This is a genomic window from Streptomyces sp. NPDC088097 (genome assembly GCF_044741845.1).
Lineage (GTDB): Bacteria > Actinomycetota > Actinomycetes > Streptomycetales > Streptomycetaceae > Streptomyces.
In genome coordinates this window covers 327,585-351,846 of the sequence record NZ_JBIUTJ010000001.1, presented here as the reverse complement: position 1 = coordinate 351,846, position 24,262 = coordinate 327,585, and the positions used below count along the sequence as shown (strand labels likewise).

Below are 24,262 nucleotides of genomic sequence, written 5' to 3'. Positions count from 1 at the left end.
ACGGGCCCGCCCCCTTCCGCGTCCGGCCGTCCCGGTGCGCCGCGGCGCCCTCGGGACTACGCGCCCAGGCGCGCCAGGGTCTCCTCCAGCAGCCGCACCACCGAGGTGTCGGCCACCTCCGCGACCTGCTCGTACGAGAACCAGCGCAGGTCCAGGGACTCCTCGCTGATCTCCGCGACCGCCCCGGCCGGGGCCAGCGCCACGTACTGGACGTCCAGGTGCCAGTTGCAGGGCGCCGGGATCGGATGGCGGTCCAGGCGCACCGGGCCGCCGTCCAGCAGGGTCAGCCCGGAGGCGATCCCCGACTCCTCGACGGCCTCGCGCAGGGCGGCCGCCGCCAGGGTGGCGTCGTCCGGCTCGCAGTGCCCGCCCATCTGCAACCACTTGCCGAGCTTCTTGTGCAGGGTCAGCAGGACCCGCCCGCGCGCCGGGTCGATCACCAGCGCGCTGCCGGTGACGTGCCCCGCCCGGCAGGGCTTGTAGACCCCGTCCGGGTGCGCGGCCAAGTGCTCCAGGTAGACGTCGCGCAGCTCGCGCTGCTGGTCGTCCCTACCCGCGTACGCCTTCAGGACCAGGGTGGCGTCCTCGTGCAGGCTCACTTCCGGCCGTCGCCCTCGTCGCCCGGCGTCCCGTCCCCGGGCTGCCCGTCGGGCTTGTCGCCGGGCTTGTCGCCGGGCTTCTCGTCACGCGTGCGGGCGGCCTCGCCGAGCATCTTGTCGATCTCGGAGAAGTCCGGCTGCTCGCGGTGCACGAACCCGTCCGGGTCGTCCAGGTCGGAGGCGGTCGGCAGCATGTCCGGGTGCTCCCAGAGGCCGTCCCGGCCGTCCACCCCGCGGGCGTCGGTGAGCGAGGCCCACAGCCGCGAGGCGTCGCGCAGCCGCCGGGGCCGCAGCTCCAGGCCGATCAGCGTCGCGAAGGTCTGCTCCGCCGGACCGCCGGAGGCACGGCGCCGGCGCATGGTCTCGCGCATGGCGTCCGCCGAGGTCAGTCGGGGCGAGGCCGCCTCGTGCACGACCGCGTCCACCCAGCCCTCGACCAGCGCGAGCGCCGTCTCCAGGCGGGCCAGGGCGGCCTTCTGCTCCGGGGTGTCCTGCGGCTGGAACATGCCGCCCTGGAGCGCCTCCTGCAGCTGCTCGGGGTTGGACGGGTCGAGCTGGCCGACCACGTCCTCCAGCTTCGAGGTGTCGACCGTGATGCCGCGCGCGTAGCCCTCGACCGCGCCGAACAGGTGCGAGCGCAGCCACGGCACGTGCGCGAAGAGACGGGCGTGGGCCGCCTCGCGCAGGGCCAGGTACAGCCGCACCTCGTCGGAGGGGACGCTCAGGTCCTTGCCGAAGCCCGCGATGTTCAGCGGCAGCAGCGCCGCCCGGCCGACCGGGCCCAGCGGCAGGCCGATGTCGGAGGAGCCCACGACCTCGCCCGCGAGGGTGCCCACGGCCTGGCCGATCTGCTGGCCGAACATGGCGCCGCCCATCGAGCGCATCATCCCGAGCAGCGGGCCCGCCATGGCCTGCATCTCCTCGGGCAGCACGCTGCCCATGGCCGCGCCGACCCGCTCCGCGACGGGGTCCACGAGCTCCTTCCACACCGGGAGGGTCTCCTCGACCCACTCGGCGCGGCTCCACGCGACGGCCGTGTTGGCGCCCGAGGGCAGCGAGGTGACCCCGTCCAGCCACAGGTCGGCCAGGCGCACGGCCTCCTGGACCGCCGACTTCTCGGCGACGCCGACGCTGGCGTCCTTCACGCCGTCCGCAGTGCCCTGCGCGACGGTCTGGCGGGCGATGTCCTTGGCCATGTCCCAGTTCACGGGACCGCCCTCGTAGCTCAGCATCTGGCCGATCTGCTGGAAGGCGGCGCCGATGTCATTCGGGTTCATCGAGCCGAACATCGCGGCGAACGGATTGTCCGCACCGCCCGGCAGGCCCGCGGGGCCGAACCCGAACGGATTGTCGGGGCCCCCCTGACCGCCCTGGCCGCCCTTCTTGCCCTCGTCGCCGTTCTCCGGCTCCTCCGGCGGAAGGCCGAATCCGAATGGGGTGTCGCTCACGGGTTTCCTCGGCTCGTAGGGCCGCCGGCGGGAGCCGACGGGCAATGGTCCGACAACACCACCCAGCGTAGACACCTGTCCCGCTTCCGGGCTCGGTGCTCCGCCGACTCCTGGGCTGCGGCAGGATGGACATCACCTGGTGGGTACGCGTCACAGCGCGGCCCCACTGAAGACAACCGCTGGAGACGCCCGGTGAGTTCCCCAGATCCGCAGGCTCGCGCGCCGCACGACGCCGAAAACCGCCCTGAGCACGGCGACAGCGCCCCCGGCGTTCGCCAGCCGCGAAATGAGGACGGCCCCCGACGACGCAGCCCCGTGATCGCGGTGACGGGGGCCGCCTCCGGAGTCGGCGCGGCCCTGGTCAGCCGCCTCGCCGCATCCGACGAGGTCAAACAGGTCGTCGCCATCGACGAACGGCGCGGCGAATGCGCCGCCGCCCAGTGGCACATCCTCGACGTGCGCGACCCCGCCATCGCCGAGAAGCTGCGCGGCGCGGACGTGGTCGTCCACCTCGCGCTCGACCTCGACCTGGAGACCGACCCGGCGGCCCGTACCGCGTACAACGTGCGCGGCACCCAGACCGTCCTGACGGCCGCCGCCGCGGCGGGCGTGCACCGGGTGGTGCTCTGCACCTCCGCGATGGTCTACGGGGCGCTCCCGGACAACGACATCCCGCTCTCGGAGGACTCCGAGCTGCGGGCGACCGCCGAGGCCACCGGCGTCGGCGACCTCCTGGAGATCGAGCGCCTGGGCCGCCGGGCACCCCGGGCGCACCCCGGGCTGAACGTGACGGTGGTCCGACCGGCGGTCCTCGTCGGCGGCACCGACACGGCCCTGACCCGGTACTTCGAGTCCCCGCGCCTGCTCGTCGTCACGGGCTCCCGGCCCACCTGGCAGTTCTGCCACGTCGACGACCTGGTCAGCGCCCTGGAGTACGCGGCGCTGGAGAAGGTCGAGGGCGAGCTGGCGGTGGGCTGCGAGGGCTGGCTGGAACAGGAGGAGGTCGAGGAGCTGAGCGGCATCCGCCGCATGGAGCTGCCCTCGGCGGTCGCCCTCGGCGCGGCGGCCCGACTGCACCGGATCGGCCTGACCCCGTCCCCGGCGGGCGACCTCGCGTACACGATGCACCCGTGGGTGGTCAGCGTCAGCGGGCTGCACGCGGCCGGCTGGCGGCCCCGCTGGACCAACGAGGAGGTGCTGGCCGAGCTCCTCCAGGAGGTCGCGGGTCGGCACACCGTCGCGGGCCGCCGGCTGGGCCGCAAGGACGCTGCCACGGCCGCGGGCGCGGCGGGCGCGACGGTGGCCCTGCTGGGCGCCGCGGCGGCGGTCCGCCGCGCCCGCAAGCGCCGGGGCATCTGACCGACCCGAGGCCCGCGCCCGAGGCCGCGCCCGAAGCGGTGCCCGAAGCCGATCCGAAGCCACGTCCCCACCGATCCCGAGCCGCGCCCGAGGCCGGTCCGGAGCGGGCCGCGGTCGGGGCCGGACCCGCGTGGGGCCCAGGCCGGGGCCCCAGCCCGGGCCCGTGTGCACCGGGCTCCTGTAGGAGGCTCCCAACCGCGCGGACCCGCCCCGGGCGAATCGGCTATTCCGCCACGTCAGCCGCTAGGGCACGATGGATGACATGGCACCGCACTTCGACCACCCCGGCGAGCAGGCCGCTTCGGACCCGATCCGCCTGCTTGAGATCCGCGAGACCCCGCTCTCCATCGACGAGGTCTTCACGGCCGTCGGCGACGACTCCACAGGCGGCACGACCCTCTTCGTCGGCACGGTGCGCAACCACGACAGCGGCGCCGACGTGGAGTCCCTCGGCTACTCCTGCCACCCCTCGGCGGAGGCCGAGATGCGCCGCGTCGCCGAGCGCGTCGTGGAGAAGTACCCGGTCCGCGCCCTCGCCGCCGTCCACCGCGTCGGGGACCTGGCCGTCGGGGACCTGGCCGTCGTCGTCGCCGTCTCCTGCCCGCACCGGGGCGAGGCCTTCGAGGCCGCCCGGATGCTGATCGACGACCTCAAGCACGAGGTCCCGATCTGGAAGCACCAGACGTTCGCGGACGGCACGGAGGAGTGGGTCGGCGCCTGCTGACCCCCGGCCCCCGGCCACCACCCGGCCCCGCGTCCGCGCGGACGCCCGGTACCCCTGACGCGCTCTGATGCCCCCCGGCCGGGTTCCGTCCCCGGCAGGGGGTAACGTCGCACCCGTTCGGCCGCGCAACACGCCCTCGATTTGCGTAACCCCTTTCCGGGCACGAGCGTTGAAGCCACCAACGACACGTACTTTCGGGGCAGGGAGGCACGTCCATGGCGTCACTGGCGTGGTTGCTGATTCCGCTGTTCGCCGCGATCGGAGCGGCGATATGGGGCAGCTGGGCGGCTCGCGACCGCACTCAAGGCGACATATCCGAACTCGCGGGCTACGCGAGATTCCGCGAGGCCATGGGCAAGGCCGATCAGGCCGCCGCCAAGGAGAAGGCACACTCCGGTTCCGACGCCGTCTGAGGCGTCCCGAGAGCGGACCCTCCGCGAGCCGCCCGCCCGGAATCCCCTGAGAAACGTCTGAGAGTTCGACGCACGGCCCCCGTACGGACCGGCCCCAGGGGCCGCCCACCCAGGCCGTCCCGTACTGTCGGATCCATGCCACGCCGCACCGCGACGATGCTCGCCTCCACCCTCGTGTTGTTCGCGCTTCTCTGCGCAGGGGTGTTCATCAAGGTCCCGTACTCCGAGATGAGCCCTGGCCCCACCGTGAACACGCTCGGCGAGTCGCGGGGGGAGCAGGTCCTCAGCATCTCGGGCCACAAGACGTACCCGACCACCGGTCACCTCAACATGACCACGGTCCGGGTCACGGGCGCCGACTTCAACATGAACCTGCTCGAAGCGGTCTACGGCTGGCTGTCCGACGAGAACATCGTCGTACCGCACGAGAACCTCTACCCGGACGGCAAGACCGAGAAGCAGTCGACGCAGGAGAACGCCGAGGAGTTCAGCCAGTCGCAGGAGAGCGCCAAGGTGGCCGCCCTCAAGCAGATCGGCATCCCGGTCTCCGCCCGCGTCATCGTCTCCACCGTCGTCAAGGGCAGCCCCTCCGAGGGCACGCTGCACGCCGGGGACGTGATCAAGGACGTGGACGGCGCCGCCGTCACCGAGCCGGGCGACGTGGCCAAGCTCGTCACGAAGCACAAGCCGGGCGAGCCGGTCGTCTTCACCGTCGTGCCCGCCGCCGAGGCGGCCGAGGCCGAGAAGGCGAACCGCGAGCCCACCGCCACCACCAAGGTCACCGTCACCGCGGGCAAGGCCCCGGACGACAACCGGGCCATCGTCGGGATCAGGGCGGGTACGGACCACACCTTCCCGTTCCCCATCGACATCAAGCTCGCCGACGTCGGCGGCCCCAGCGCGGGCCTGATGTTCGCCCTCGGCATCGTCGACAAGCTCAGCCCGGAGAACCTCACGGGCGGCAAGTTCATCGCGGGCACCGGCACGATCGACGACGCGGGCAAGGTCGGCCCGATCGGCGGCATCCAGATGAAGATCATCGGAGCCCGTCAGGCCGGCGCCGAGTACTTCCTCACCCCGGCCGAGAACTGCGCCTCCGCCGCAACGCACCGGCCCGACGGGCTGACCCTGGTGAAGGTCTCCACCATCGACGACGCCGCCAAGGCCCTGGCGAAGATCGGCAAGGGGGACACGGCGGCCCTGCCGCTGTGCGCGAAGTCCTGACCAGGACCGCCCCGCCCCCTCGTACCGCCCTCAGCTCAGGAAGGTCGCGGCCAACGCGTCGGCCAGGCCCGGGACCAGGCTCGCCCCGGTCAGCACCTCGGTGGAGGAGTCCTTCTCGCGCAGCCGTACGGCCGACTCGCGCGAGCCGTCGCGCAGGACGCCCACGGTCAGCCGGACCTCCTGCCGGTCCGGGTGCGACGCGACCCACTTCGCCAGCTGCTTGTCGTTGAGGCCCTCCGGTACGGAGGCCTCCGCGGACGGCGGCAGCATCAGCCGCTCCACCGTCAGGGCGCAGCCCACGATCGTGTCCGGCCAGGCCAGGGTGCCCAGGAACTTGTCGAGCGGCGTCCCGCGCGGCACTTCGTCCTGCTCGATCGGAGTGAGCTGGCTCTTGCCGGAGTCGTCCTGGTCCAGGCCGAGCTGACCGGCGAGCCGCGGCTCCTGCCGGCGCAGCCGGGCGGTGTCGACCAGGGCGAAGAGCCGGGCGGGCCTGTCCCAGCCGAGGGTGGAGGCGTACTCGTCGATTTCGAGGACGGCGCGGGTCAGCGGGCTGGCCGCCATCGGGGTGCCGGGGGAGGGCGAAAGGTTGGACATGGACAACATCCTGCCTCCTTTCTCCCGGATACCGGGAACTGACTAAAGCCTCAGTAAGTTGCATGAGTGGGCCCTACGATCGGTGGCCCAGCTTTGGAAACTTTTTCAGTACGCCAGAGACAGACCAGACACAGCGACTTTCGAGGTGCGCACCTTGGCTTTCCAGATGCCGGACCGCGGCGGAGGCCCCTCCGGGCCACGGATGAGAGTCGGCCGCCCCTCCCGGCGTGCCCGGACCCTCCTCATGACCCTGGGCGTCCTGGCCGTCCTGGCCATGGCGTTCATCATGTTCGCCGGGTTCTGGACGGACTGGCTCTGGTTCCGATCCGTCGAGTACTCCACCGTCTTCACCACCACCCTGTGGACCAAGATCGGCCTCTTCGCCGTCTTCGGCCTGCTGATGGCCGGAGCCGTCGGGCTGAACATCTGGCTGGCGTACCGGCTGCGGCCGCCGCTCAGCGCGATGTCGTTGGAGCAGCAGAGCCTCGACCGCTACCGGATGAGCGTCGCCCCGTACAAGAAGTGGCTGCTCCTGGGCATCGCCGCCATCGTCGGGCTGATCGCGGGCGCCTCGGCGGCCGGCCAGTGGAAGACCTGGTTGCTGTACGTGAACGGGACGCCGTTCGGGCAGAAGGACCCCCAGTTCCACCTGGACGTGTCGTTCTACACCTTCGACCTGCCCTGGTACCGCTTCCTGCTCGGATTCGGCTTCGCGGCCGTCGTGCTCTCGGTGATCGCCGCCGTCGTCGTGCACTACCTGTACGGCGGACTGCGCGTGACCAGCCCGGGCGCCCGGGCCACCGCCGCGGCCACCGGGCACCTGTCGGTGCTGCTCGGACTCTTCGTCACCTTCAAGGCGATCGCGTACTGGCTCGACCGGTACGGCCTCGCCGTGAAGTCCAGTGACTTCAAGGCCGCGGACAACTGGACGGGCCTGCGCTACGTCGATGCCAACGCCTACCTCCCGGCGAAGACGATCCTCGTCGCCATCGCCGCGATCTGCGCGGTGCTGTTCTTCGCCACCCTGTGGCGGCGCACCTGGCAGCTCCCGGTCATCGGCTTCGGCCTGATGGTCCTCTCGGCGATCCTGATCGGCGGGCTCTACCCGGCGATCGTGCAGAAGTTCCAGGTCCAGCCGAACGAGCAGGCCAAGGAATCCCCGTACGTCGAGAAGAACATCAAGGCCACGCGCGAGGCCTACGGGATCGGCGGGGCCGAGGTCAAGGACTACGCCGGCGTGCCCAACCCGGGCACCAAGAAGGAGCAGCTGCGCAAGACGGCGGACACCACCGCCAGCATCCGCCTCCTCGACCCGAACATCGTCTCCCCGGCCTTCCAGCAGCTCCAGCAGGTCAAGGGCTACTACGGCTTCCCGTCCACGCTCGCCGTGGACCGCTACAGCGGCCAGGACACGGTCATCGGGCTCCGCGAGCTGAACATCGGCGGCATCCCGAAGAACAACTGGATCAACGACCACTTCAAGTACACCCACGGCTACGGCGTCGTCGCGGCCAAGGGCACCACGGTCGGCGACCAGGGCGCTCCCGACTTCACCCAGTCCGACCTGCCCTCCAAGGGCATGTTCGGCAAGGACTTCGAGCAGCGCATCTACTACGGCGAGCAGACGAAGCAGTACTCGATCGTCGGCGGTCCGCAGAAGGAGCTCGACTACTCGGACGACAAGGGCGAGAAGGAGACCAGCTACAAGGGGAACTCCGGGGTCAACCTGGACAACCCGGTCAACCGTGCCGCGTACGCGCTCGCCTTCAGCGAGCCGCAGATCCTGTACTCGGGCGCCATCGGCGAGGGCTCGCGGATCCTGTACAACCGCACGCCCAAGGAGCGCGTCGAGGCCGTCGCGCCCTGGCTGACGATCGACGGGGCCCCGTACCCGGCGGTGGTCGAGGGCCGGGTCAAGTGGATCGTGGACGCCTACACCACGACGAACGGCTACCCCTACGCCTCGCGCACCACGCTGGGCGACAGCACGGCCGACTCGCTGACCAACAGCCAGCGCGCGGTCGTAGCCCAGGAGAACCGGGTCAACTACATCCGCAACTCGGTGAAGGCCACGGTCGACGCCTACGACGGCACGATCGACCTGTACCAGTGGGACACCCAGGACCCGGTCCTCAAGACCTGGATGAAGGCCTTCCCGGGCACGGTGAAGCCCAAGAGCGAGATCTCCAAGCCGCTCATGGACCACCTGCGCTACCCGCAGGACCTCTTCAAGGTCCAGCGCGAGCTGCTGACCCGCTACCACGTCACGGACCCGCAGACCTTCCTCAGCGGCAGTGAGGCCTGGGCCGTCCCGGACGACCCGACCACCAAGGCCGGTACGGCCGTTCCGCCGTACTACCTGTCGATGAAGATGCCGAACCAGACGGAGAAGGACCAGGTCTTCTCGCTCACCACGACGTTCACGCCGAACGAGCGGGACAACCTGAGCGCCTACATGGCGGTCAACGCCGATCCGGGCACCCCGGACTACGGCAAGATCAGACTCCTGAAGCTGCCGACGAGCAAGCCGGTCGACGGCCCCAAGCAGGTCCAGAGCAAGTTCCAGTCCGAACCGAAGATCGCCGAGTCGATCCGTCTGCTCCGCGGTGGCGACTCCGAGGTCGAGTACGGCAACCTGCTCGCGGTGCCGATGGACGGCGGCATGCTCTACGTGGAGCCGGTGTACGTCCGCAGCTCCGGGCTCAAGTACCCGCTGTTGCGCAAGGTGCTCGTGACCTACGGCGGCCAGACGGCCTTCGAGGACACCCTGGAGAAGGCGCTGAACGTGGTCTTCGGAGCCGAGGCGCCGACGATCCCGACCACGCCGGAGAAGCCGCCGGGCGAGGGCACGACCACTCCGCCCACCGCCCAGGACCCGACGGTCAAGGCCGCCCTCGACGACGCCAAGAAGGCCATCGACGCCGCCGAGAAGGCCCGTCAGGGCGGCGACTGGACGGCCTTCGGCAAGGCGCAGGACGACATCAAGGCGGCGCTGCAACGGGCCATCGAGGCCGAGGCGAAGCTGACCAACCCGACACCCCCGTCAGGCGGCTAGCCACCCGACGGAACGAGCGGTAATGGCTCCACCCCGCGTCGTGATACTGTGGTTTCACCGACGCGGGGTGGAGCAGCTCGGTAGCTCGCTGGGCTCATAACCCAGAGGTCGCAGGTTCAAATCCTGTCCCCGCTACTGCAGACGAAGGCCCGGATCCCTTTGGGATCCGGGCCTTCGTCGTGTCCGGCTGGGGAAGCGCGCGACACGGGGTCACTGGGGCGGGTGAGTTGGGGTGTGAGCGTGTTTGACTTGTCGCTCTGTGGGCATGTCGACAAAACGGTGTAGTGACCTCACTGGCTGCGACATACCAGGTGTACGCGGGTAGCAGGTGATGCGACGATGGGATTTATGGGGGACAGGTCAACTCTGCTGGAGACAGGGCGGTTTGTGAGGGCGGAGGTCGAGTCGGGTACGGGAGCCGGTGAGGCCGTCAAGGTCGTCCCCGCACAGGCCGCGCTGACCGAAGCGGCGTTCGCGGAGGAGGCTTTCGGCGAGGCCGAGGGAGCCACCGACGCCGAGCTGGAGGCCCGTCACCGGGTGGCCGCCGACAAGGGCGACCCCGGTGCCATGAGCGTGCTCGGCGCCCTGCTGCTGCGCCGCGGCGACCTCGCCGGAGCCGAACCCTACCTGCGGGGAGCCACCGCGGCGGGCGACCGCGCCGCCGCGAACAACCTCGGAGTCCTCCTCCACCAGCGCGGCTACCCCGACGACGCCGCCGGCTGGTGGCGGGTCGCCGCCGTCGCCGGATCCGCCCCGGCCGCGCACGCCCTGGGCCGTCACTACCGCGAGCGCGGCGACGAGCCCGCCGCCGAGTACTGGCTGCGCCAGGCGGCGGAGTCCGGCCACGCCCTGGGCGCGTACGGACTGGCCGACCTGCTGGAGCACCGCGGGGACAAGGGGGTCGAGCGGTGGTTCCGCGCCGCCGCCGAGCAGGGCCACCGCGAAGCCGCGTACCGACTGGCCCGGCACCTGCGCAAGGGTGACCCCGCCGAGGCCGAGCAGTGGTACCGCCAGGCCGCCGCGCGCGGCCACCGGCGCGCCGGACTGCACCTGGGCGCCCTGCTGGAGGCCCGCGGGGAGCTGAAGGAGGCCGGGCGCTGGTACCTCAGCTCGGCCAAGCAGGGGGAGGCGCGGGCGGCGTGCGCCCTCGGCTTCCTGCTGCGCGACGCCGGCGACGAGGAGAGCGCCGCCTCCTGGTGGCACCGCGCCGCCCAGGACGGGGACGGCAACGCCGCCAACGCCCTGGGGGCCCTGCACGCCGCGCGCGGCGAGACCCAGACGGCCGAGAAGTGGTACCGCGCCGCGATGGACGCGGGCGACCAGAACGGGGCCTACAACCTGGCCCTGCTCTGCGCCGCGCAGGAGCGGACCGCCCAGGCCGAGCAGTGGTACCGGCGGGCGGCCTACGCGGGCCACCGCGAGGCGGCCAACGCCCTGGCGATCCTGCTCCTCCAGGGCGGGGACGCCGCCGGCGCCGAGCCGTGGTTCTCCAAGGCGGCCGAGGCCGGCAGCGTGGACGCCGCCTTCAACCTCGGGATCCTCTTCGCGAGCCGGGACGAGGACCGCACCGCCCTCAAGTGGTACGAGCGGGCCGCCGCGGCCGGACACACCGACGCGGCGCTCCAGGTCGGCATCGCCCTCGTGCGCGACGGAGCGGACCGGGCCGCCGAGCGGCACCTGCGCTGCGCCGCGGGCGGCGGCAGCGCGGAGGCGGCCTTCCGGCTGGCCTCCCTGCTGGAGTCGCTGGCCCCGCCGCCGGAGCCGGTGGCGCTGGGCGAGCCGGCGGCCGGGGTCGCCCGCACCGAGAGCGAGGAGTGGTACGAGCGCGCCGCCGAGCAGGGGCACCGCCGGGCCCAGGTCCGGGTCGGGATGCTCGCCGCCGCCCGGGGCGACCTCCCGGTGGCCGCCCGGTGGTACCGGGAGGCGGCGGAGGCCGGCTCGCGCAACGGAGCCTTCAACCTCGGGCTGCTGCTGGCCCGCGAGGGCAACGAGCCCGAAGCGGCCCTGTGGTGGACCCGGGCCGCGGTGTCGGGCCACGGGCGGGCCGCCCTGCGGCTCGGGCTGCTCGCCGCCCGGCACGGGGACCTCGCGGAGGGCCAGAAGTGGTGCGTACGGGCCATGGAGCTGGGACCGGCGGAGGTCTCCGCCCGCGCGGCCCGGCTGCGCGAGGCGCTCGCGGAGGAACTGTCGGCCTGAGCCCCTCGCAGCCCCCGCCCGGGGGCGACGAGGGGAAGCCGTTGACTGATTTGCATCTGCCGGGTGGGCTCCCGTACAGTCAGGTTTACCGACGCGGGGTGGAGCAGCTCGGTAGCTCGCTGGGCTCATAACCCAGAGGTCGCAGGTTCAAATCCTGTCCCCGCTACTGAAGGCCCGAGGCCCGGATCCCATGGATCCGGGCCTTGAGTCGTTTCCGGACCGTTCCCGGACGCCAAGACAGCAAAAGGGCCGGGAGCCACATGGCTCCCGGCCTTCTTCGTCGGATGGGGATCCGGCGGGGGTGCGTCAGGCCGCCGCGCAGTTCGGGCAGACCCCGCGATAGGTCACCTCGACCGCCGAGACCACGAAGCCGAAGCGCTCGCCGGTGGGCAGGTCGGCCAGCGGGTCGCCGCCCGGGTGGACGTCGCGGATCGCGCCGCACTGGGCGCACACCAGGTGCTGGTGGGGCCGGTGGGCGTTCGGGTCGTAGCGCTTGGCGCGCCGGTCCGTCGACACCTCCAGCACCTCGCCGAGGGTCACGAGCTCGCCCAGGGTGTTGTAGACCGTGGCCCGGGAGATCTCCGGAAGCCTGGTCACGGCGCGGGCGTGCACCTCGTCGGCCGTCAGGTGCACGTGGTCACCGTCCAGCACTTCGGCCACGACGCGTCGCTGCGCCGTCATGCGCCAGCCGCGTCCGCGAAGTCGTTCGAGCAGGTCACTCATACACGCCAGCCTAACAGTGGGGATTCGGTGCAGATCCCGAACCGGTGTGGAATTGGATGCTTGCTTGACTTAGACAATGTCCATTGTAGGATCGGTCACGGCAAACGCCAAGGACAGGACATGCAGGAATGACGCAGGAGGCGCACGTGACGCAGCAGGGACCGCTCACCACGGAGGCCGGGGCTCCGGTCGCCGACAACCAGAACAGCGAGACCGCTGGCGTCGGCGGGCCCGTTCTCGTCCAGGACCAGCTCCTCCTGGAGAAGCTCGCCCACTTCAACCGCGAGCGCATCCCGGAGCGCGTGGTGCACGCCCGCGGCGCCGGCGCCTACGGCACCTTCACGCTGACCCGTGACGTCTCGCAGTGGACCCGCGCCGCGTTCCTCTCCGAGGTCGGCAAGGAGACCGAGACCTTCCTGCGCTTCTCCACCGTCGCAGGCAACCTCGGCAGCGCCGACGCGGTGCGCGACCCCCGCGGCTGGGCGCTGAAGTTCTACACCGAAGAGGGCAACTACGACCTCGTCGGCAACAACACCCCGGTGTTCTTCATCAAGGACGCCATCAAGTTCCCGGACTTCATCCACACGCAGAAGCGCGACCCCTACACGGGATCGCAGGAAGCGGACAACGTCTGGGACTTCTGGGGCCTGTCGCCCGAGTCCACGCACCAGGTGACCTGGCTGTTCGGCGACCGCGGCATCCCGGCGTCCTACCGCCACATGAACGGCTTCGGCTCGCACACGTTCCAGTGGAACAACGAGGCCGGCGAGGTCTTCTGGGTCAAGTACCACTTCAAGACCGACCAGGGCATCAAGAACCTCACCCAGGCCGAGGCCAACTCCCTCGCCGGTGAGGACCCCGACTCGCACCAGCGCGACCTGCGCGAGTCGATCGAGCGCGGCGACTTCCCGTCCTGGACCGTGCAGGTCCAGGTCATGCCGGCGGCCGAGGCGGCCGAGTACCGCTTCAACCCGTTCGACCTCACCAAGGTGTGGCCGCACGCGGACTACCCGCTGATCGAGATCGGCAAGCTGGAGCTCAACCGCAACCCGGAGAACGTCTTCGCCGAGGTCGAGCAGTCGATCTTCAGCCCGGCGCACTTCGTCCCCGGCATCGGTCCCTCCCCGGACAAGATGCTCCAGGGCCGTCTCTTCGGCTACGGCGACGCCCACCGCTACCGCGTCGGCATCAACGCCGACCACCTGCCGGTGAACCGTCCGCACGCCACCGAGGCGCGCACCAACTCCCGCGACGGCCACCTGTACGACGGCCGCCACAAGGGCGCCAAGAACTACGAGCCGAACAGCTTCGGCGGCCCGCACCAGACGGACCGCCCGCTGTGGCAGCCCGTCCCGCTGACCGGCGGCACGGGCAACCACCCCGCCGCTGTCCACAGCGAGGACAACGACTTCGTCCAGGCGGGCAACCTCTACCGCCTGTACTCGGAGGACGAGAAGTCCCGCCTGATCGAGAACCTCTCCGGCTTCATCGCCAAGGTCTCCCGTGACGACATCGTCGACCGCGCGATCAACAACTTCCGCCAGGCGGACGGCGACTTCGGCAAGCGGCTGGAGGCCGCGGTCCAGGCCCTTCGCGGCTAGTTCCGGGCGCTTGTCGTAGCAGGACGACGGGTCCGAATCCTCTCCGAGGGTTCGGGCCCGTCGTCGTGCGCGGGCGTGGGGGTGGAGGCGGAGGTCGCTACGCGGCCACGCGGCGCAGCTCGGGAGTCCAGCAGCGGATGACGTCGCGGACGGAGACGATGCCGACCGGGCCGCCGTCCTCCAGCACGACCAGGTGCCGGAACCCGCCGCGGACCATGGCCTCCGCGGCGTCCTGGAGGGTGGCGTCGGGGGTGCAGAAGACGACGTTGTTGGTGGTGTGCGCGCCGACGGACTCGCGGTCCGGGTCGTGGCCCGCGCCGATCGAGTTGAGGATGTCGCGCTCGGTGAGGATGCCGACGCCGCTGTGGTCGGGGTCGAGGACCACGGCCGCGCCGACGCGCCGCCCGGACATCAGGCCGGCCGCCTGACGCAGGGTGTGGGCGGGTCCGAGGGTGAGGATCAGTGTGCTCATGGCGTCACGGACGAGCATGAAGAGAGCCACCTCCTGGGTGAGTCCCCCCGCCGGGTGGGTACGCGAGCGGAGCCCCGGTTAGAGAAGGGTTTCACAAGCGCACAAGCAAGGGGACTCTCAGATTCCCACGCTCACCGTGAGCCAGCAAGGAGGCACGCGAGGGGGCGCGCTCATCACGCCCCGCGCATCAGGCGCGCGGCCGGAGCAGGTCGAGCATGCCTTCGTGCAGAAGCCCGTTCGAGGCGGCGGCGTTCCCGCCGTGCACACCGTCCGTGCCGTCCAGGGCGGTGAACCGGCCACCCGCCTCCTGGACCACGATGGCGAGGGCCGCCATGTCCCACAGGTTCAGCTCGGGCTCGGCGCACAGGTCGATCGAGCCCTCCGCGACCATCACGTACGGCCAGAAGTCCCCGTAGCCCCGCGTACGCCAGCACGCCCGCGTCAGTTCCATGAAGCCGGGCAGGCGCCCCTGCTCCTCCCAGCCGTGCAGCGAGGAGAAGGCGAGGGAGGCGTCGGAGAGGGCCGCGACCTTGGACACCCCGATGGGGGTCGCCTCGGCGAGCGCGCCGCCCGAGAAGGCGCCCCCGCCCTGCGAGGCCCACCAGCGGCGGCCCAGCGCCGGGGCCGAGACCACGCCGACGACCGGGCGGAACACCCCGTCGTCGCCCTCGGCCATGAGGGAGATCAGCGTCGCCCAGACGGGCACCCCACGCACGTAGTTCTTCGTGCCGTCGATCGGGTCCACGACCCAGCGGCGCGGGCCCTCGCCCTGGAGGCCGTACTCCTCGCCCAGGATCGCGTCCGCCGGACGGGCGGCGTGGATCCCGGCCCGGACGATCTCCTCGGCGGCCTTGTCCGCCTCGCTGACCGGGGTCATGTCCGGCTTCGTCTCGACCTGGAGGTCGAGGGCGCGGAACCGCTGCATGGTGGCGGCGTCCGCGGCGTCGGCGAGTTCGAGGGCAAGGCGCAGGTCATCGTCATACTCGGGCATGCCCGAACAGTATCGAGACTCCCGCGACCGGGCGAACGGCGTCCACGGTGCGGCCCGAGGCGCCCTTGACAGGATCTGTCGGTCCGTCAACTCTGGCGGTTGACCCAGTGGGGGAGGCGATCATGCCGGGGGCCCGGGAGTCCTTGCTGCGCGCGGCCGACGCGGCCCTGTCCGCGCGCCCCTGGCCGGCCGTGCGGATGATCGAGACGGCGGCCACCGCCGGGGTGTCCCGGCAGACCCTCTACAACGAGTTCGGCGACAAGGAGGGCCTCGGTCGGGCCCTGGTGCGCCGGGCCGCCGAGGGGTACCTCGACGGGGTGGACCGGGTGCTGGCCCCGGCCGGCGCCGGCGGGCCCGACCCCGGACCCGGGGAGGTCGCCGGACGGCTGGCGGGGCTCGCGCTGTGGACCGTGGGCGCGGCCCGCGCGCGGCCCCTCGTACGAGCCCTGCTGACGGGTTGCTGGGACGCGGACCTGCCCGTGCCGCCCCCGCCCGGGAGCCGGCAGGCGCTCGGTCCCGGCGAGCTGGCCCGGGCGGTACGGGACCGGGCCGCCGCCGCGCTGGCCTCCGAGCCGCCCTGGCGCTGCGAGCTGGCCGTGCGCCTCGCGCTGTCCTACGTGAGCGCCCCGGAGGAGGAGCAGGGCACGGGGGAGCTGCTGCGGCTGCTGGGAGAGGGCCTGGGACTCGGAGTGGGACTCGGCCCCGCTGCCGGGGGAGGCGGCGGGGCGGGGCTCAGTGCGACGAGCCGGACAGCTGGAGCCCGATGACCCCGAGGATCACCAGCGAGATCGAGACGAGTTTCAGGGTGGAGACCAGGTCGCCGAGGAAGATCATCCCGTAGATCGCCGTCCCGGCGGCCCCGATGCCCGTCCACACCGCGTAGGCGGGCCCCACGTCCAGCTTCTTCAGGGCCAGGGTCAGCAGCCCGAAGCTGCCGAGGGCGAAGCAGGCGAACGCGATCGTGGGCCAGAGCCGGGTGAACCCGTGGGACAGCTTGAGGCACACCGCGAAACCGGTCTCCAGGATTCCGGCGACCACGACCAGCAGCCACGCCATGGCGTATGCCTCCCCGCGTCACGTGACCTCGCGCCACTTGGTGGGCCTATCCATTCACCGGGCACCGGGCCTGGCAAACCCCGGCGGCCGGTCAGTCGCCCTCGCGACGTTCCCGCGTCTGGAGCAGGCGGCGCAGCGAGTACAGCCGGGCGGGGTCCGCGTGGCCGTCCTCCACCCACTTGTCGAGCGCGCAGTCCGGCTCGTCGTGGCTGCACGCGCGCGGGCACTCCTCCGTCCCCGGCACCAGCTCCGGGAAGGCCAGGATCACCCGGGACGGGTCCACGTGGTGCAGGCCGAAGGAGCGCACGCCCGGGGTGTCGATGACCCAGCCGTCCCCGGAGGGCAGCGGCAGGGCCAGCGCGGAGGTGGTGGTGTGCCGGCCCCGTCCGGTGACCGCGTTGACGTGCCCGACGGCCCGCTGGCGGCCCTCGGCGACCAGGGAGTTCACCAGGGTGGTCTTGCCGACGCCCGAGTGGCCGACGAAGGCGGTGATCCGGCCGTTGAGGCGCTCGCGCACCCGGTCGGCGGCGTCGCCCGTGGCCAGCTCCTCGCGGTTGGTGACCACGTAGTTCAGCCCGAAGGTCGAGTAGATCTCCAGGATCTTGTCGGCGGAGGTCAGGTCGGACTTGGTGAGCACGAGCAGGGGCTCCAGGCCGGCGTCGTACGCGGCCACCAGGCAGCGGTCGATCATCCGGGGCCGGGGCTCCGGGTCGGCCAGCGCCGTCACGATGGCCAGCTGGTCGGCGTTGGCGACGACCACCCGCTCGTACGGGTCGTCGTCGTCGGCGGTGCGCCGCAGGACGGACTTGCGCTCCTCGATCCGCACGATCCGGGCCAGGGTGTCCTTCCTGCCCGTCAGGTCCCCCACGATCCAGACCCGGTCGCCGACCACCGCGGCCTTGCGGCCGAGCTCGCGCGACTTCATCGCGTGCACCGTGGTGCGCCCGTCGATCAGGCAGGTCAGCCTGCCCCGGTCCACGGTCAGGACGAAGCCCTCCGAGGCGTCCTCGTGCTTGGGTCGGATGTTGGTCCGCGGCCGGTTGCCCTTGGGGTTGGGGCGCTGGCGGATGTCGTCCTCGTCGGTGTTCTTGCCGTACCTGCGCATGACGTTCCCTACGCTCCCGCACCCGCCGGCGCCCCGGCGAGCATGTCGGCCCACATCCGCGGGAAGTCCGGCAGCGTCTTCGCGGTCGTCGCCACGTTCTCGATCTCCACACCCTTCACCACCAGGCCGATCACCGCGCCGGCGGTGGCCATCCGGTGGTCGTCGTAGGTGTGGAAGACCCCGCCGTGCAGCGGGCGCGGGCGGATGTGGAGCCCGTCGGCGGTCTCGGTGACGTCGCCGCCGAGGCCGTTGATCTCCGCGGTGAGGGCCGCGAGGCGGTCCGTCTCGTGCAGTCGCAGGTGCTGGACCCCGCGCAGGATCGACTCGGAGTCGGCCAGGGCGGCGACCGCCGCGATGCCCGGGGTCAGCTCGCCGACGTCGCCCAGGTCCACGTCGATGCCGTGGATCCTGCCGGTGCCGGTGAAGACCAGGCCCGCGTCGGTCAGCTCGCAGGAGCCGCCCATCGCGGTGAAGATCTCGCGCAGCGCGTCACCGGGCTGGGTCGTGTGGTGCGGCCAGTCCGGGATGGTCACCGTGCCGCCGGTGAGCAGGGCCGCGGCCATGAACGGCTGGGCGTTGGAGAGGTCCGGCTCCACCACCATGTCCCGGCCCAGCAGCGCGCTCGGGGAGACCCGCCAGACGTTCTTCTCGCCCCCGGACTCGGGGGTGTCGACCTGGGCGCCCGCCGCGCGCAGCATCTCCACCGTCATCCGGATGTGCGGCATCGACGGCAGGGTCGCGCCGGTGTGGCGGACCTCCACGCCCTGGTTGAAGCGCGGCGCGGACAGCAGCAGCGCCGAGAGGAACTGGGAGGAGTTGGAGGCGTCGATCTCGACCGTGCCTCCCTCCAGGGCCCCGCCGCCCTGGACGGTCAGCGGCAGCGCCCCGCGGCCGTTGTCGTCGATCCGGGCGCCGAGGACGCGCAGGGCGGTGATGACCTCGCCCAGGGGGCGCTCGTAGGAGCGCGGGTCGCCGTCGAAGCGGATGTCGCCGGAGGCGAGGGTGGCGACGGGGGGCAGGAAGCGCATGACCGTGCCCGCGTTGCCCACGTCGACCGTGGCAGGGCCGCGCAGGACGGCCGGGATGATCCGCCAGGCCTCGCCGCTGGCGCCGTCGGCGGAGCTGGAGGAGACGGTCTCCTCGATGCCCACGCCGAGCGCGCGCAGGGCGTCGGACATCAGCTGGGAGTCGCGCGAACGCAGCGGGCGGCGCACCCAGCCGGGCTCGGCCGCGAGGGCGGCGAGGACCAGGGCGCGGTTGGTGACCGATTTGGAGCCCGGCACGGTGACGGTGGCGTGGACGGCCCCGTCCGCGAGCGGAGCGGGCCAGAGGGAGTGGAGCGCGGGGGTCTCGGTCATGCCCCTCACTTTAATGGCTCCCCCCGAGCCCGGATCTTGATCACGGCCGGGTCAGAGGCCGAGCAGCCAGCGCCCGCCGCCGATCAGGGAACACAGCGCGACCGCGTGGAAGAGCAGCAGCCAGGCGATCGGGTGCACGTGCGTGAGCCGGCCGAGCTGGTCGGCGTCCGAATCCGGCGCACCGCCCCGACGCCGCTTGACCTGCAGCTCGAACACCGGCCGCACCCCGCCGAGCAGCAGGAACCACACCACCGCGTACGCGAACAGCGCCTGCACCTGCGCCGGGGTCAGCCAGGACACCAGCAGGAAGGTTCCGCCGGTCAGCACCACCGTGAGCAGCCCGTACGCGTTCCTGATCATCACCAGCAGCGCCAGCAGCAGGGCGGTCGCCGCCCACAGCAGCAGGGTGATGCGGTGGGCCGACAGCAGGGCCGCTCCGCCCAGGCCCAGCAGGGAGGGGGCCGTGTAGCCGGCGGCGGCGGTCAGGATCATCCCGACGCCGGAGGGCTTGCCCCGGCTGACGGTGACCCCGCTGGTGTCGGAGTGCAGCCGGATCCCGTCGAGGCGCCGCCCGGTCAGCAGGGCGAGCAGCCCGTGGCCGCCCTCGTGCGCGATGGTGATCGCGTTGCGCGACACCCGCCAGAGCGGCGTGGGCGCGACGAGGGCCAGCGCGGCCACGCCCGTCAGGGCCACCAACCACCAGTCGGGCTCGGCCTGTATGCCGGTGAGCCGGTCCCAGAGGCCGGCGGTCGTGACGCTGTCCATGGAGTGGCGGACTCCTTGCGGTGGTGGGCGGGTGCCATGGCAGTGTGTCAGCCATGTGCGGAAGGTTTGCGGCGAGTCGTACGCCCCAGGAGCTGGCGGGGATATTCGGGGTCGAGCGGTGGGAGCCGCTGGAGACCCTGGCCCCCGATTGGAACGTGGCCCCGACGAAAGAGGTCCACGTCGTCCTCGACCGTCCCCTGAAGGACGCGCGGGACCCGCGTCCGGTTCGCCAGCTGCGCGTGCTGAGGTGGGGCCTGGTCCCGTCCTGGGCGAAGAGCCCCGAGGGAGCCGCCCGGATGATCAACGCGCGCTCCGAGACCCTCCACGAGAAGCCCTCCTTCCGACGCCCCTTCGCGCAGCGCCGCTGCATCGTCCCCGCCGACGGCTACTACGAGTGGGTCACCGCCCACGACGAACGGCAGCTGGAGGTGGAGGGCAAGAAGAAGCGGGCCCGCAAGCAGCCCTACTTCGTCCGGCCCGCCGACGGCTCCGTCCTCGCCATGGCGGGGATCTACGAGTTCTGGCGAGACCCGACCCTGCCCGCCGACCACGCCCTGGCCTGGTGGGCGACCTGCTCGGTGATCACCGCCGAGGCCGAGACCGAGCCGCTGGGCGTCGCCCCCGACGAGGGGCCGCGCTCACTGGCCGACATCCACCCCCGGATGCCGCTGATGCTGACCCCGGACCGCTGGGACCCCTGGCTGGACCCCGCCCGGACCGACGGGGACGAGCTGCGCGACCTGCTCGCGCCCCCGCCCGGCGGGCTGATGCGGGCCCACCCGGTGTCCAGCGCCGTGAGCAACGTGCGCAACAACGGGCCCGAGCTGCTCGGTGAACTGGCCGCGCCCGAGGAGGCCACGCTCTTCTGACCCGGGCTCCGGCCCGGGCAGGATGGGGGGCATGAGCCTGAGCGCCACCCGCACCGAGACCGTCGACACCCCGGCCGGCCCGGCCCGGATCACCTGGCACACCGCCCGCGCGGCGAAGCTCGTCCTCGCCCTGGGCCACGGCGCGGGCGGCGGGATCGAAGCCAGGGACCTGGTGGCCCTGGCCGCCGCCCTGCCGGCCCGGGGCGTCACCGTCGCCCTGGTGGAGCAGCCCTGGCGGGTCGCCGGCAAGAAGGTCGCCGCCGCCCCCAAGGTCCTGGACGAGGGCTGGCGCGCCCTGTGGCCCGCCCTGGCCCGGCCGGCCCTGCCCGTGGTGGCCGGCGGGCGCAGCGCCGGGGCGCGGGTGGCCTGTCGGACCGCCGCCGAGCTGGGCGCGGTCGGGGTGCTCGCCCTGGCCTTCCCGCTGCACCCGCCGGGCCGGCCCGAGAAGTCCCGCGCCGAGGAGCTGCTGGGCGCCGGCGTGCCGACCCTGGTGCTCCAGGGCGGGCGGGACCCCTTCGGGAGGCCCGGGGAGTTCCCCGAGCCGGCCGCGGGGGACCCGTACGCCCTGGTCGAGGTGGCGGGCGGCGACCACGGCTTCGCGGTGCCCAAGAAGGCGGACCTCACCCAGGAGGAGGCCCTCGCGGTGATCACCGGCGCGGTGGGCCCGTGGCTCGACCGGCTCATCGGCCGCCCCCGGACCGGACGGACCTGACGGATCGCGGCGTGATCCCGCTCACGCCGCCGCCGGAGCGCCGCGCGGAGCGTTCCCGCCCCGGCCCCCGCCCCCCGAAAGCCCTTGGCACGCCCGGGAATGCGCCGCCCCGGCGGCCTGTTGTGCGGAGTGTCGGTACACACGGAAAAGACGTCGGAGGAGAGGGAGCGCATGACCCAGGTCATCAGCCAGAATCGTCCGCAGGCCGCTGACCTGGACTGGACGGTCCTGCCGGGTCCCAAGCGCAGCTCGCTTCGAGCGGCGGAGGGCCGGGATGGTCGACTATTCTCCGATTCGAGCGGATCCGCTTTCGGAGCCGCCACGCTGTCGGAGGAGGTGGGTCCTGTCGCTGGGACCGACGAAGGCCAGGCGCAGGAGACAACTCCGGAGCGCAACGCGCGCTTCGAGCGGGACGCCCTCGGCTACCTCGACCAGATGTACTCGGCCGCGCTGCGAATGACGCGCAATCCGGCCGACGCCGAGGACCTGGTCCAGGAGACGTACGCGAAGGCGTACGCGTCCTTCCACCAGTTCCGCGAGGGCACCAACCTCAAGGCGTGGCTGTACCGCATCCTCACCAACACCTTCATCAACTCCTACCGCAAGAAGCAGCGCGAGCCCCAGCGCAGTGCGGCGGAGGAGATCGAGGACTGGCAGTTGGCGCGCGCCGAGTCGCACATGTCGACAGGGCTGCGTTCCGCCGAATCGCAGGCACTCGACCACCTGCCCGATTCCGATGTGAAGGAAGCGCTGCAGGCGATTCCGGAGGAATTCCGCATCGCGGTCTATCTTGCCGACGTAGAAGGCTTTGCGTACAAGGAGATCGCGGACATCATGGGTACACCCATCGGTACGGTCATGTCGCGACTGCACCGTGGACGCCGTCAACTCCGCGGAATGCTGGAGGACTACGCCCGCGAGCGCGGGCTGGTCCCCGCCGGCGCTGGAGAGTCGAACGACCTGAAAGGCTCGGGCTCATGAGCTGCGGAGAGCCGCACGAGACGGACTGCTCTGAGGTCCTGGACCATCTCTACGAGTTCCTGGACCACGAGATGCCCGACACGGACTGCACGAAGTTCGAGACGCACTTCGGCGAGTGCAATCCCTGTCTGGAGAAGTACGGCCTGGAGCAGGCCGTGAAGAAGCTGGTGAAGCGCTGCTGCGGTTCGGACGACGTGCCGAGCGACCTGCGCTCCAAGGTGATGGGCCGGATCGAGCTGATCCGTTCCGGTCAGGCCGTGCCCGAACACGACGTCACGGCCGGACCCGCGCCGGGCTGATCTCCCGGCCCCGGTGATCGCTCCGGCCGGCTGAACTCCGCCGCCCGTCGAACGAGCCGAACAACCGCCCCCGGAAGGCCACTTCGTTCACCCGAAGGTGCTAATCCGGGGGCGTCCGTACAGCCCAATGCGGAAATGGGCCCTGCTTTCCCCGGGGGCCGACCTATTCTCCCCTTTCGGTGCCGGTGTGATGCGGCGGCCGAACGTGCGCGGCACAGGGGGAGGAGAGCGCCATGCGGGCACTTCCTCCGGTGGCGCGCGCCTACGTGCTGGCCGCCGTCCTCGTGGCCGTCGCGTGTGTCGCCCCCACCCTCGTGGACCCCACCACCCCCTGGCCCACCGTGGCCGTCCTGGCCGTGCTCTACCTCGGCTGCGAGCTGGTCAAGGTGTGCCCGCTGCTCGGCCACCGGGTGCCCGAGGGCATCGGCTCCTTCTTCCCCGTGGTGCTGGCCGCCGTCTTCCTGTTGCCGCCCGGGGCGGCCGCCCTCGTCGCCGTGCCCGGCGGGCTCGCCCAGAGCGTGGTCCAGCGCCCGGCCGGCGTGCGCCGCGTCTGGCACGCCGCCCAGCAGGCCATGGCCGCCTGGGTCGCGGGTCGCGCGTACGGTCTCCTCGGCGCCGACGCGGACCCGTCCGCAGGGGTGGCCGACTTCCCGTACGCGATGTTTCCGGCGGCCGTGGCCGCCGTCGCCTTCTGCCTGGTGCTCACCGCCCTCGACGGCGGCGTCCTGGCCGCCGCCGAACGCCGCCCGGCGCGCGCCGCCTGGAAAGGGCTCGCGACCCGCTCCCTGGCCCCGTACTGCGTCCACGGCCTGGCCGGACTGATGATGGCCGTCATGTGGCGCAGCCCCTACGGGCTCCCGGCCGCACTCCTGGTCCTGCTGCCGATGTACATCTCCTGCTGGGTCTTCGCCCAGTACCACCGCGAGCGCGCCGCCCACCGAGCCACGATCCGCGCCCTCGTCCAGGCCGTCGACATCAAGGACCGCTACACGCGCGGGCACAGCGAGCGGGTCGGTCAGGCCTCCGCGATGATCGCCCGCGAGCTGGGCATGGCCGACGACCGGCTGGAGGTCGTCCGGATCGCGGGGATCCTGCACGACGTCGGCAAGCTCGGCGTACCGACCCGACTGCTCCGCAAGGACGGCCCGCTGACGCCCGAGGAGCGCCGCGTCATCGAGCTGCACCCCGAGTACGGGCACGAGATGGTGCGGGGGATCGGCTTCCTCGGAGAGGCCCGGTCCGCGATCCTGCACCACCACGAGCGGATCGACGGCACGGGCTACCCCTACGGGCTGACCGGTGAGCAGATCCCGGTGCTGGCCCGGGTGGTGGCGGTGGCCGACTCCTTCGACGCGATGACCTCCACCCGCTCCTACAGCCGGGCCCGGCCCGTGGAGACCGCCCTGGCGGAGCTGGAGCGCTGCGCCGGGACCCAGTTCGACCCGCCCGTGGTGCGGGCCCTCGTCGCCGCGATCGGCCGGCAGGGCTGGCACCCCGTGGTCACCTCCGACGAGGACCTCCAGGTCATCACCGCCGCCCGCGCCCGGGAGCCCGCCGCCGAGGCGCCGGCGGCCGGGGGCGCCGGCGAGGGCGGGCCGGCGGAGCCTCCGCCCGGCCTGGTGGGCCGCCAGCGGGACTCCGTCGCCGGGGACGACAGCGGCGCCGAGGACGTGGCGCCGGGGTCCGGGCGGGGCACGCGGTGAGGGGCCGGGCCGTGT

The 24,262-nt window shown here is 72.2% G+C and carries 23 protein-coding genes and 2 tRNA genes; 15 read left to right on the top strand and 10 right to left on the bottom strand.

The window, feature by feature from the left end; all coding sequences use genetic code 11:
* Positions 1-56: 56 nt before the first annotated feature.
* A complete protein-coding gene (locus ACIOD1_RS01560; RefSeq protein WP_401899539.1) occupies positions 57-599 on the bottom strand; it encodes an NUDIX hydrolase in 543 nt (180 codons plus the stop codon).
* Positions 596-2,047 carry a zinc-dependent metalloprotease gene (locus ACIOD1_RS01555; protein ID WP_365617612.1) on the bottom strand — a complete coding sequence of 484 codons (1,452 nt, stop codon included), beginning with the start codon at positions 2,045-2,047 and terminating at the stop codon, positions 596-598. Before ACIOD1_RS01555 ends, ACIOD1_RS01560 begins: the two co-directional genes overlap by 4 nt.
* 192 nt (positions 2,048-2,239) lie before the next feature.
* Between ACIOD1_RS01555 and ACIOD1_RS01550 the strand changes: the two genes are divergently transcribed.
* The 4 genes from ACIOD1_RS01550 (at position 2,240) to ACIOD1_RS01535 (ending at position 5,767) form a co-directional block, all read left to right on the top strand.
* The gene (locus ACIOD1_RS01550; protein WP_365617610.1) at positions 2,240-3,406 is read left to right on the top strand and encodes an SDR family oxidoreductase; all 1,167 of its coding nucleotides are present in this window, start codon (positions 2,240-2,242) and stop codon (positions 3,404-3,406) included.
* Positions 3,407-3,668: 262 nt separating this feature from the next.
* Positions 3,669-4,130, top strand: coding sequence for a molybdenum cofactor biosynthesis protein MoaE (locus ACIOD1_RS01545; RefSeq protein ID WP_365617608.1), 462 nt, complete (start codon positions 3,669-3,671; stop codon positions 4,128-4,130).
* A gap of 215 nt (positions 4,131-4,345) precedes the next feature.
* Entirely contained in the window at positions 4,346-4,543 is a 198-nt protein-coding gene (locus tag ACIOD1_RS01540; RefSeq protein ID WP_365617606.1) for a hypothetical protein, read from the top strand.
* A gap of 135 nt (positions 4,544-4,678) precedes the next feature.
* Complete coding sequence (locus ACIOD1_RS01535) at positions 4,679-5,767, top strand: PDZ domain-containing protein (RefSeq protein ID WP_401899536.1); 1,089 nt, start codon at positions 4,679-4,681, stop codon at positions 5,765-5,767.
* Positions 5,768-5,797: 30 nt separating this feature from the next.
* On the opposite strand, the gene ACIOD1_RS01530 is transcribed toward ACIOD1_RS01535, so the two are convergent.
* Positions 5,798-6,370 carry a PPA1309 family protein gene (locus tag ACIOD1_RS01530; RefSeq protein ID WP_365617604.1) on the bottom strand — a complete coding sequence of 191 codons (573 nt, stop codon included), beginning with the start codon at positions 6,368-6,370 and terminating at the stop codon, positions 5,798-5,800.
* A gap of 136 nt (positions 6,371-6,506) precedes the next feature.
* Here ACIOD1_RS01530 and ACIOD1_RS01525 point away from each other — a divergent pair, with 136 nt between their 5' ends.
* The 4 genes from ACIOD1_RS01525 to ACIOD1_RS01510 all read left to right on the top strand — a co-directional run bounded on the left by ACIOD1_RS01525 (position 6,507) and on the right by ACIOD1_RS01510 (position 11,778).
* On the top strand, positions 6,507-9,416 hold the full coding sequence (locus tag ACIOD1_RS01525; RefSeq protein ID WP_401899534.1) for a UPF0182 family protein: 2,910 nt from the start codon (positions 6,507-6,509) through the stop codon (positions 9,414-9,416).
* 61 nt (positions 9,417-9,477) lie between these two features.
* Positions 9,478-9,551, top strand: a tRNA-Met gene (locus ACIOD1_RS01520).
* A 204-nt stretch (positions 9,552-9,755) separates the two neighbouring features.
* On the top strand, positions 9,756-11,612 hold the full coding sequence (locus tag ACIOD1_RS01515; protein ID WP_365617602.1) for a tetratricopeptide repeat protein: 1,857 nt from the start codon (positions 9,756-9,758) through the stop codon (positions 11,610-11,612).
* 92 nt (positions 11,613-11,704) lie between these two features.
* Positions 11,705-11,778, top strand: a tRNA-Met gene (locus ACIOD1_RS01510).
* A 140-nt stretch (positions 11,779-11,918) separates the two neighbouring features.
* Here ACIOD1_RS01510 and ACIOD1_RS01505 read toward each other — a convergent pair.
* Positions 11,919-12,335 (bottom strand): Fur family transcriptional regulator, encoded by a 417-nt coding sequence (locus tag ACIOD1_RS01505; protein ID WP_365617601.1) that lies wholly within the window; start codon positions 12,333-12,335, stop codon positions 11,919-11,921.
* 128 nt (positions 12,336-12,463) lie between these two features.
* Between ACIOD1_RS01505 and ACIOD1_RS01500 the strand changes: the two genes are divergently transcribed.
* Positions 12,464-13,936 (top strand): catalase, encoded by a 1,473-nt coding sequence (locus ACIOD1_RS01500; protein ID WP_365617599.1) that lies wholly within the window; start codon positions 12,464-12,466, stop codon positions 13,934-13,936.
* Between the two features lie 97 nt (positions 13,937-14,033).
* Here the strand turns inward: ACIOD1_RS01500 and ACIOD1_RS01495 are convergent, their stop codons facing one another.
* Both ACIOD1_RS01495 and hisN read right to left on the bottom strand, forming a co-directional pair.
* Positions 14,034-14,426, bottom strand: a complete 393-nt coding sequence (locus ACIOD1_RS01495; protein ID WP_365617597.1) for a CBS domain-containing protein — start codon at positions 14,424-14,426, stop codon at positions 14,034-14,036.
* A gap of 169 nt (positions 14,427-14,595) precedes the next feature.
* Positions 14,596-15,399 carry a histidinol-phosphatase gene (gene hisN, locus ACIOD1_RS01490; protein WP_365617595.1) on the bottom strand — a complete coding sequence of 268 codons (804 nt, stop codon included), beginning with the start codon at positions 15,397-15,399 and terminating at the stop codon, positions 14,596-14,598.
* Positions 15,400-15,521: 122 nt separating this feature from the next.
* Between hisN and ACIOD1_RS01485 the strand changes: the two genes are divergently transcribed.
* Positions 15,522-16,166 carry a TetR/AcrR family transcriptional regulator gene (locus ACIOD1_RS01485; protein WP_365617593.1) on the top strand — a complete coding sequence of 215 codons (645 nt, stop codon included), beginning with the start codon at positions 15,522-15,524 and terminating at the stop codon, positions 16,164-16,166.
* On the opposite strand, the gene ACIOD1_RS01480 is transcribed toward ACIOD1_RS01485, so the two are convergent.
* From ACIOD1_RS01480 to ACIOD1_RS01465, 4 genes are all read right to left on the bottom strand, one after another.
* Entirely contained in the window at positions 16,132-16,455 is a 324-nt protein-coding gene (locus tag ACIOD1_RS01480; RefSeq protein ID WP_365617591.1) for a multidrug efflux SMR transporter, read from the bottom strand. The two genes, ACIOD1_RS01485 and ACIOD1_RS01480, sit on opposite strands and share 35 nt — an antisense overlap.
* A gap of 91 nt (positions 16,456-16,546) precedes the next feature.
* Positions 16,547-17,560: a ribosome small subunit-dependent GTPase A gene (gene rsgA / locus ACIOD1_RS01475; protein WP_365617589.1), complete on the bottom strand. Its 1,014-nt coding sequence runs from the start codon at positions 17,558-17,560 to the stop codon at positions 16,547-16,549.
* A gap of 8 nt (positions 17,561-17,568) precedes the next feature.
* Positions 17,569-18,918, bottom strand: coding sequence for a 3-phosphoshikimate 1-carboxyvinyltransferase (gene aroA / locus ACIOD1_RS01470; protein WP_401899529.1), 1,350 nt, complete (start codon positions 18,916-18,918; stop codon positions 17,569-17,571).
* A 51-nt stretch (positions 18,919-18,969) separates the two neighbouring features.
* Positions 18,970-19,683 (bottom strand): M50 family metallopeptidase, encoded by a 714-nt coding sequence (locus tag ACIOD1_RS01465; protein ID WP_365617586.1) that lies wholly within the window; start codon positions 19,681-19,683, stop codon positions 18,970-18,972.
* 53 nt (positions 19,684-19,736) lie between these two features.
* Here ACIOD1_RS01465 and ACIOD1_RS01460 point away from each other — a divergent pair, with 53 nt between their 5' ends.
* The 5 genes from ACIOD1_RS01460 to ACIOD1_RS01440 all read left to right on the top strand — a co-directional run bounded on the left by ACIOD1_RS01460 (position 19,737) and on the right by ACIOD1_RS01440 (position 24,247).
* Entirely contained in the window at positions 19,737-20,552 is an 816-nt protein-coding gene (locus ACIOD1_RS01460) for an SOS response-associated peptidase (protein WP_365617584.1), read from the top strand.
* Between the two features lie 31 nt (positions 20,553-20,583).
* Positions 20,584-21,264 carry an alpha/beta family hydrolase gene (locus tag ACIOD1_RS01455; protein ID WP_401899527.1) on the top strand — a complete coding sequence of 227 codons (681 nt, stop codon included), beginning with the start codon at positions 20,584-20,586 and terminating at the stop codon, positions 21,262-21,264.
* A 336-nt stretch (positions 21,265-21,600) separates the two neighbouring features.
* Positions 21,601-22,245 (top strand): sigma-70 family RNA polymerase sigma factor, encoded by a 645-nt coding sequence (locus tag ACIOD1_RS01450; RefSeq protein ID WP_266576354.1) that lies wholly within the window; start codon positions 21,601-21,603, stop codon positions 22,243-22,245.
* The gene (gene rsrA / locus ACIOD1_RS01445; RefSeq protein ID WP_365617581.1) at positions 22,242-22,544 is read left to right on the top strand and encodes a mycothiol system anti-sigma-R factor; all 303 of its coding nucleotides are present in this window, start codon (positions 22,242-22,244) and stop codon (positions 22,542-22,544) included. Before ACIOD1_RS01450 ends, rsrA begins: the two co-directional genes overlap by 4 nt.
* Before the next feature lie 233 nt (positions 22,545-22,777).
* Positions 22,778-24,247 carry an HD-GYP domain-containing protein gene (locus ACIOD1_RS01440; RefSeq protein ID WP_401899525.1) on the top strand — a complete coding sequence of 490 codons (1,470 nt, stop codon included), beginning with the start codon at positions 22,778-22,780 and terminating at the stop codon, positions 24,245-24,247.
* Positions 24,248-24,262: the final 15 nt, after the last annotated feature.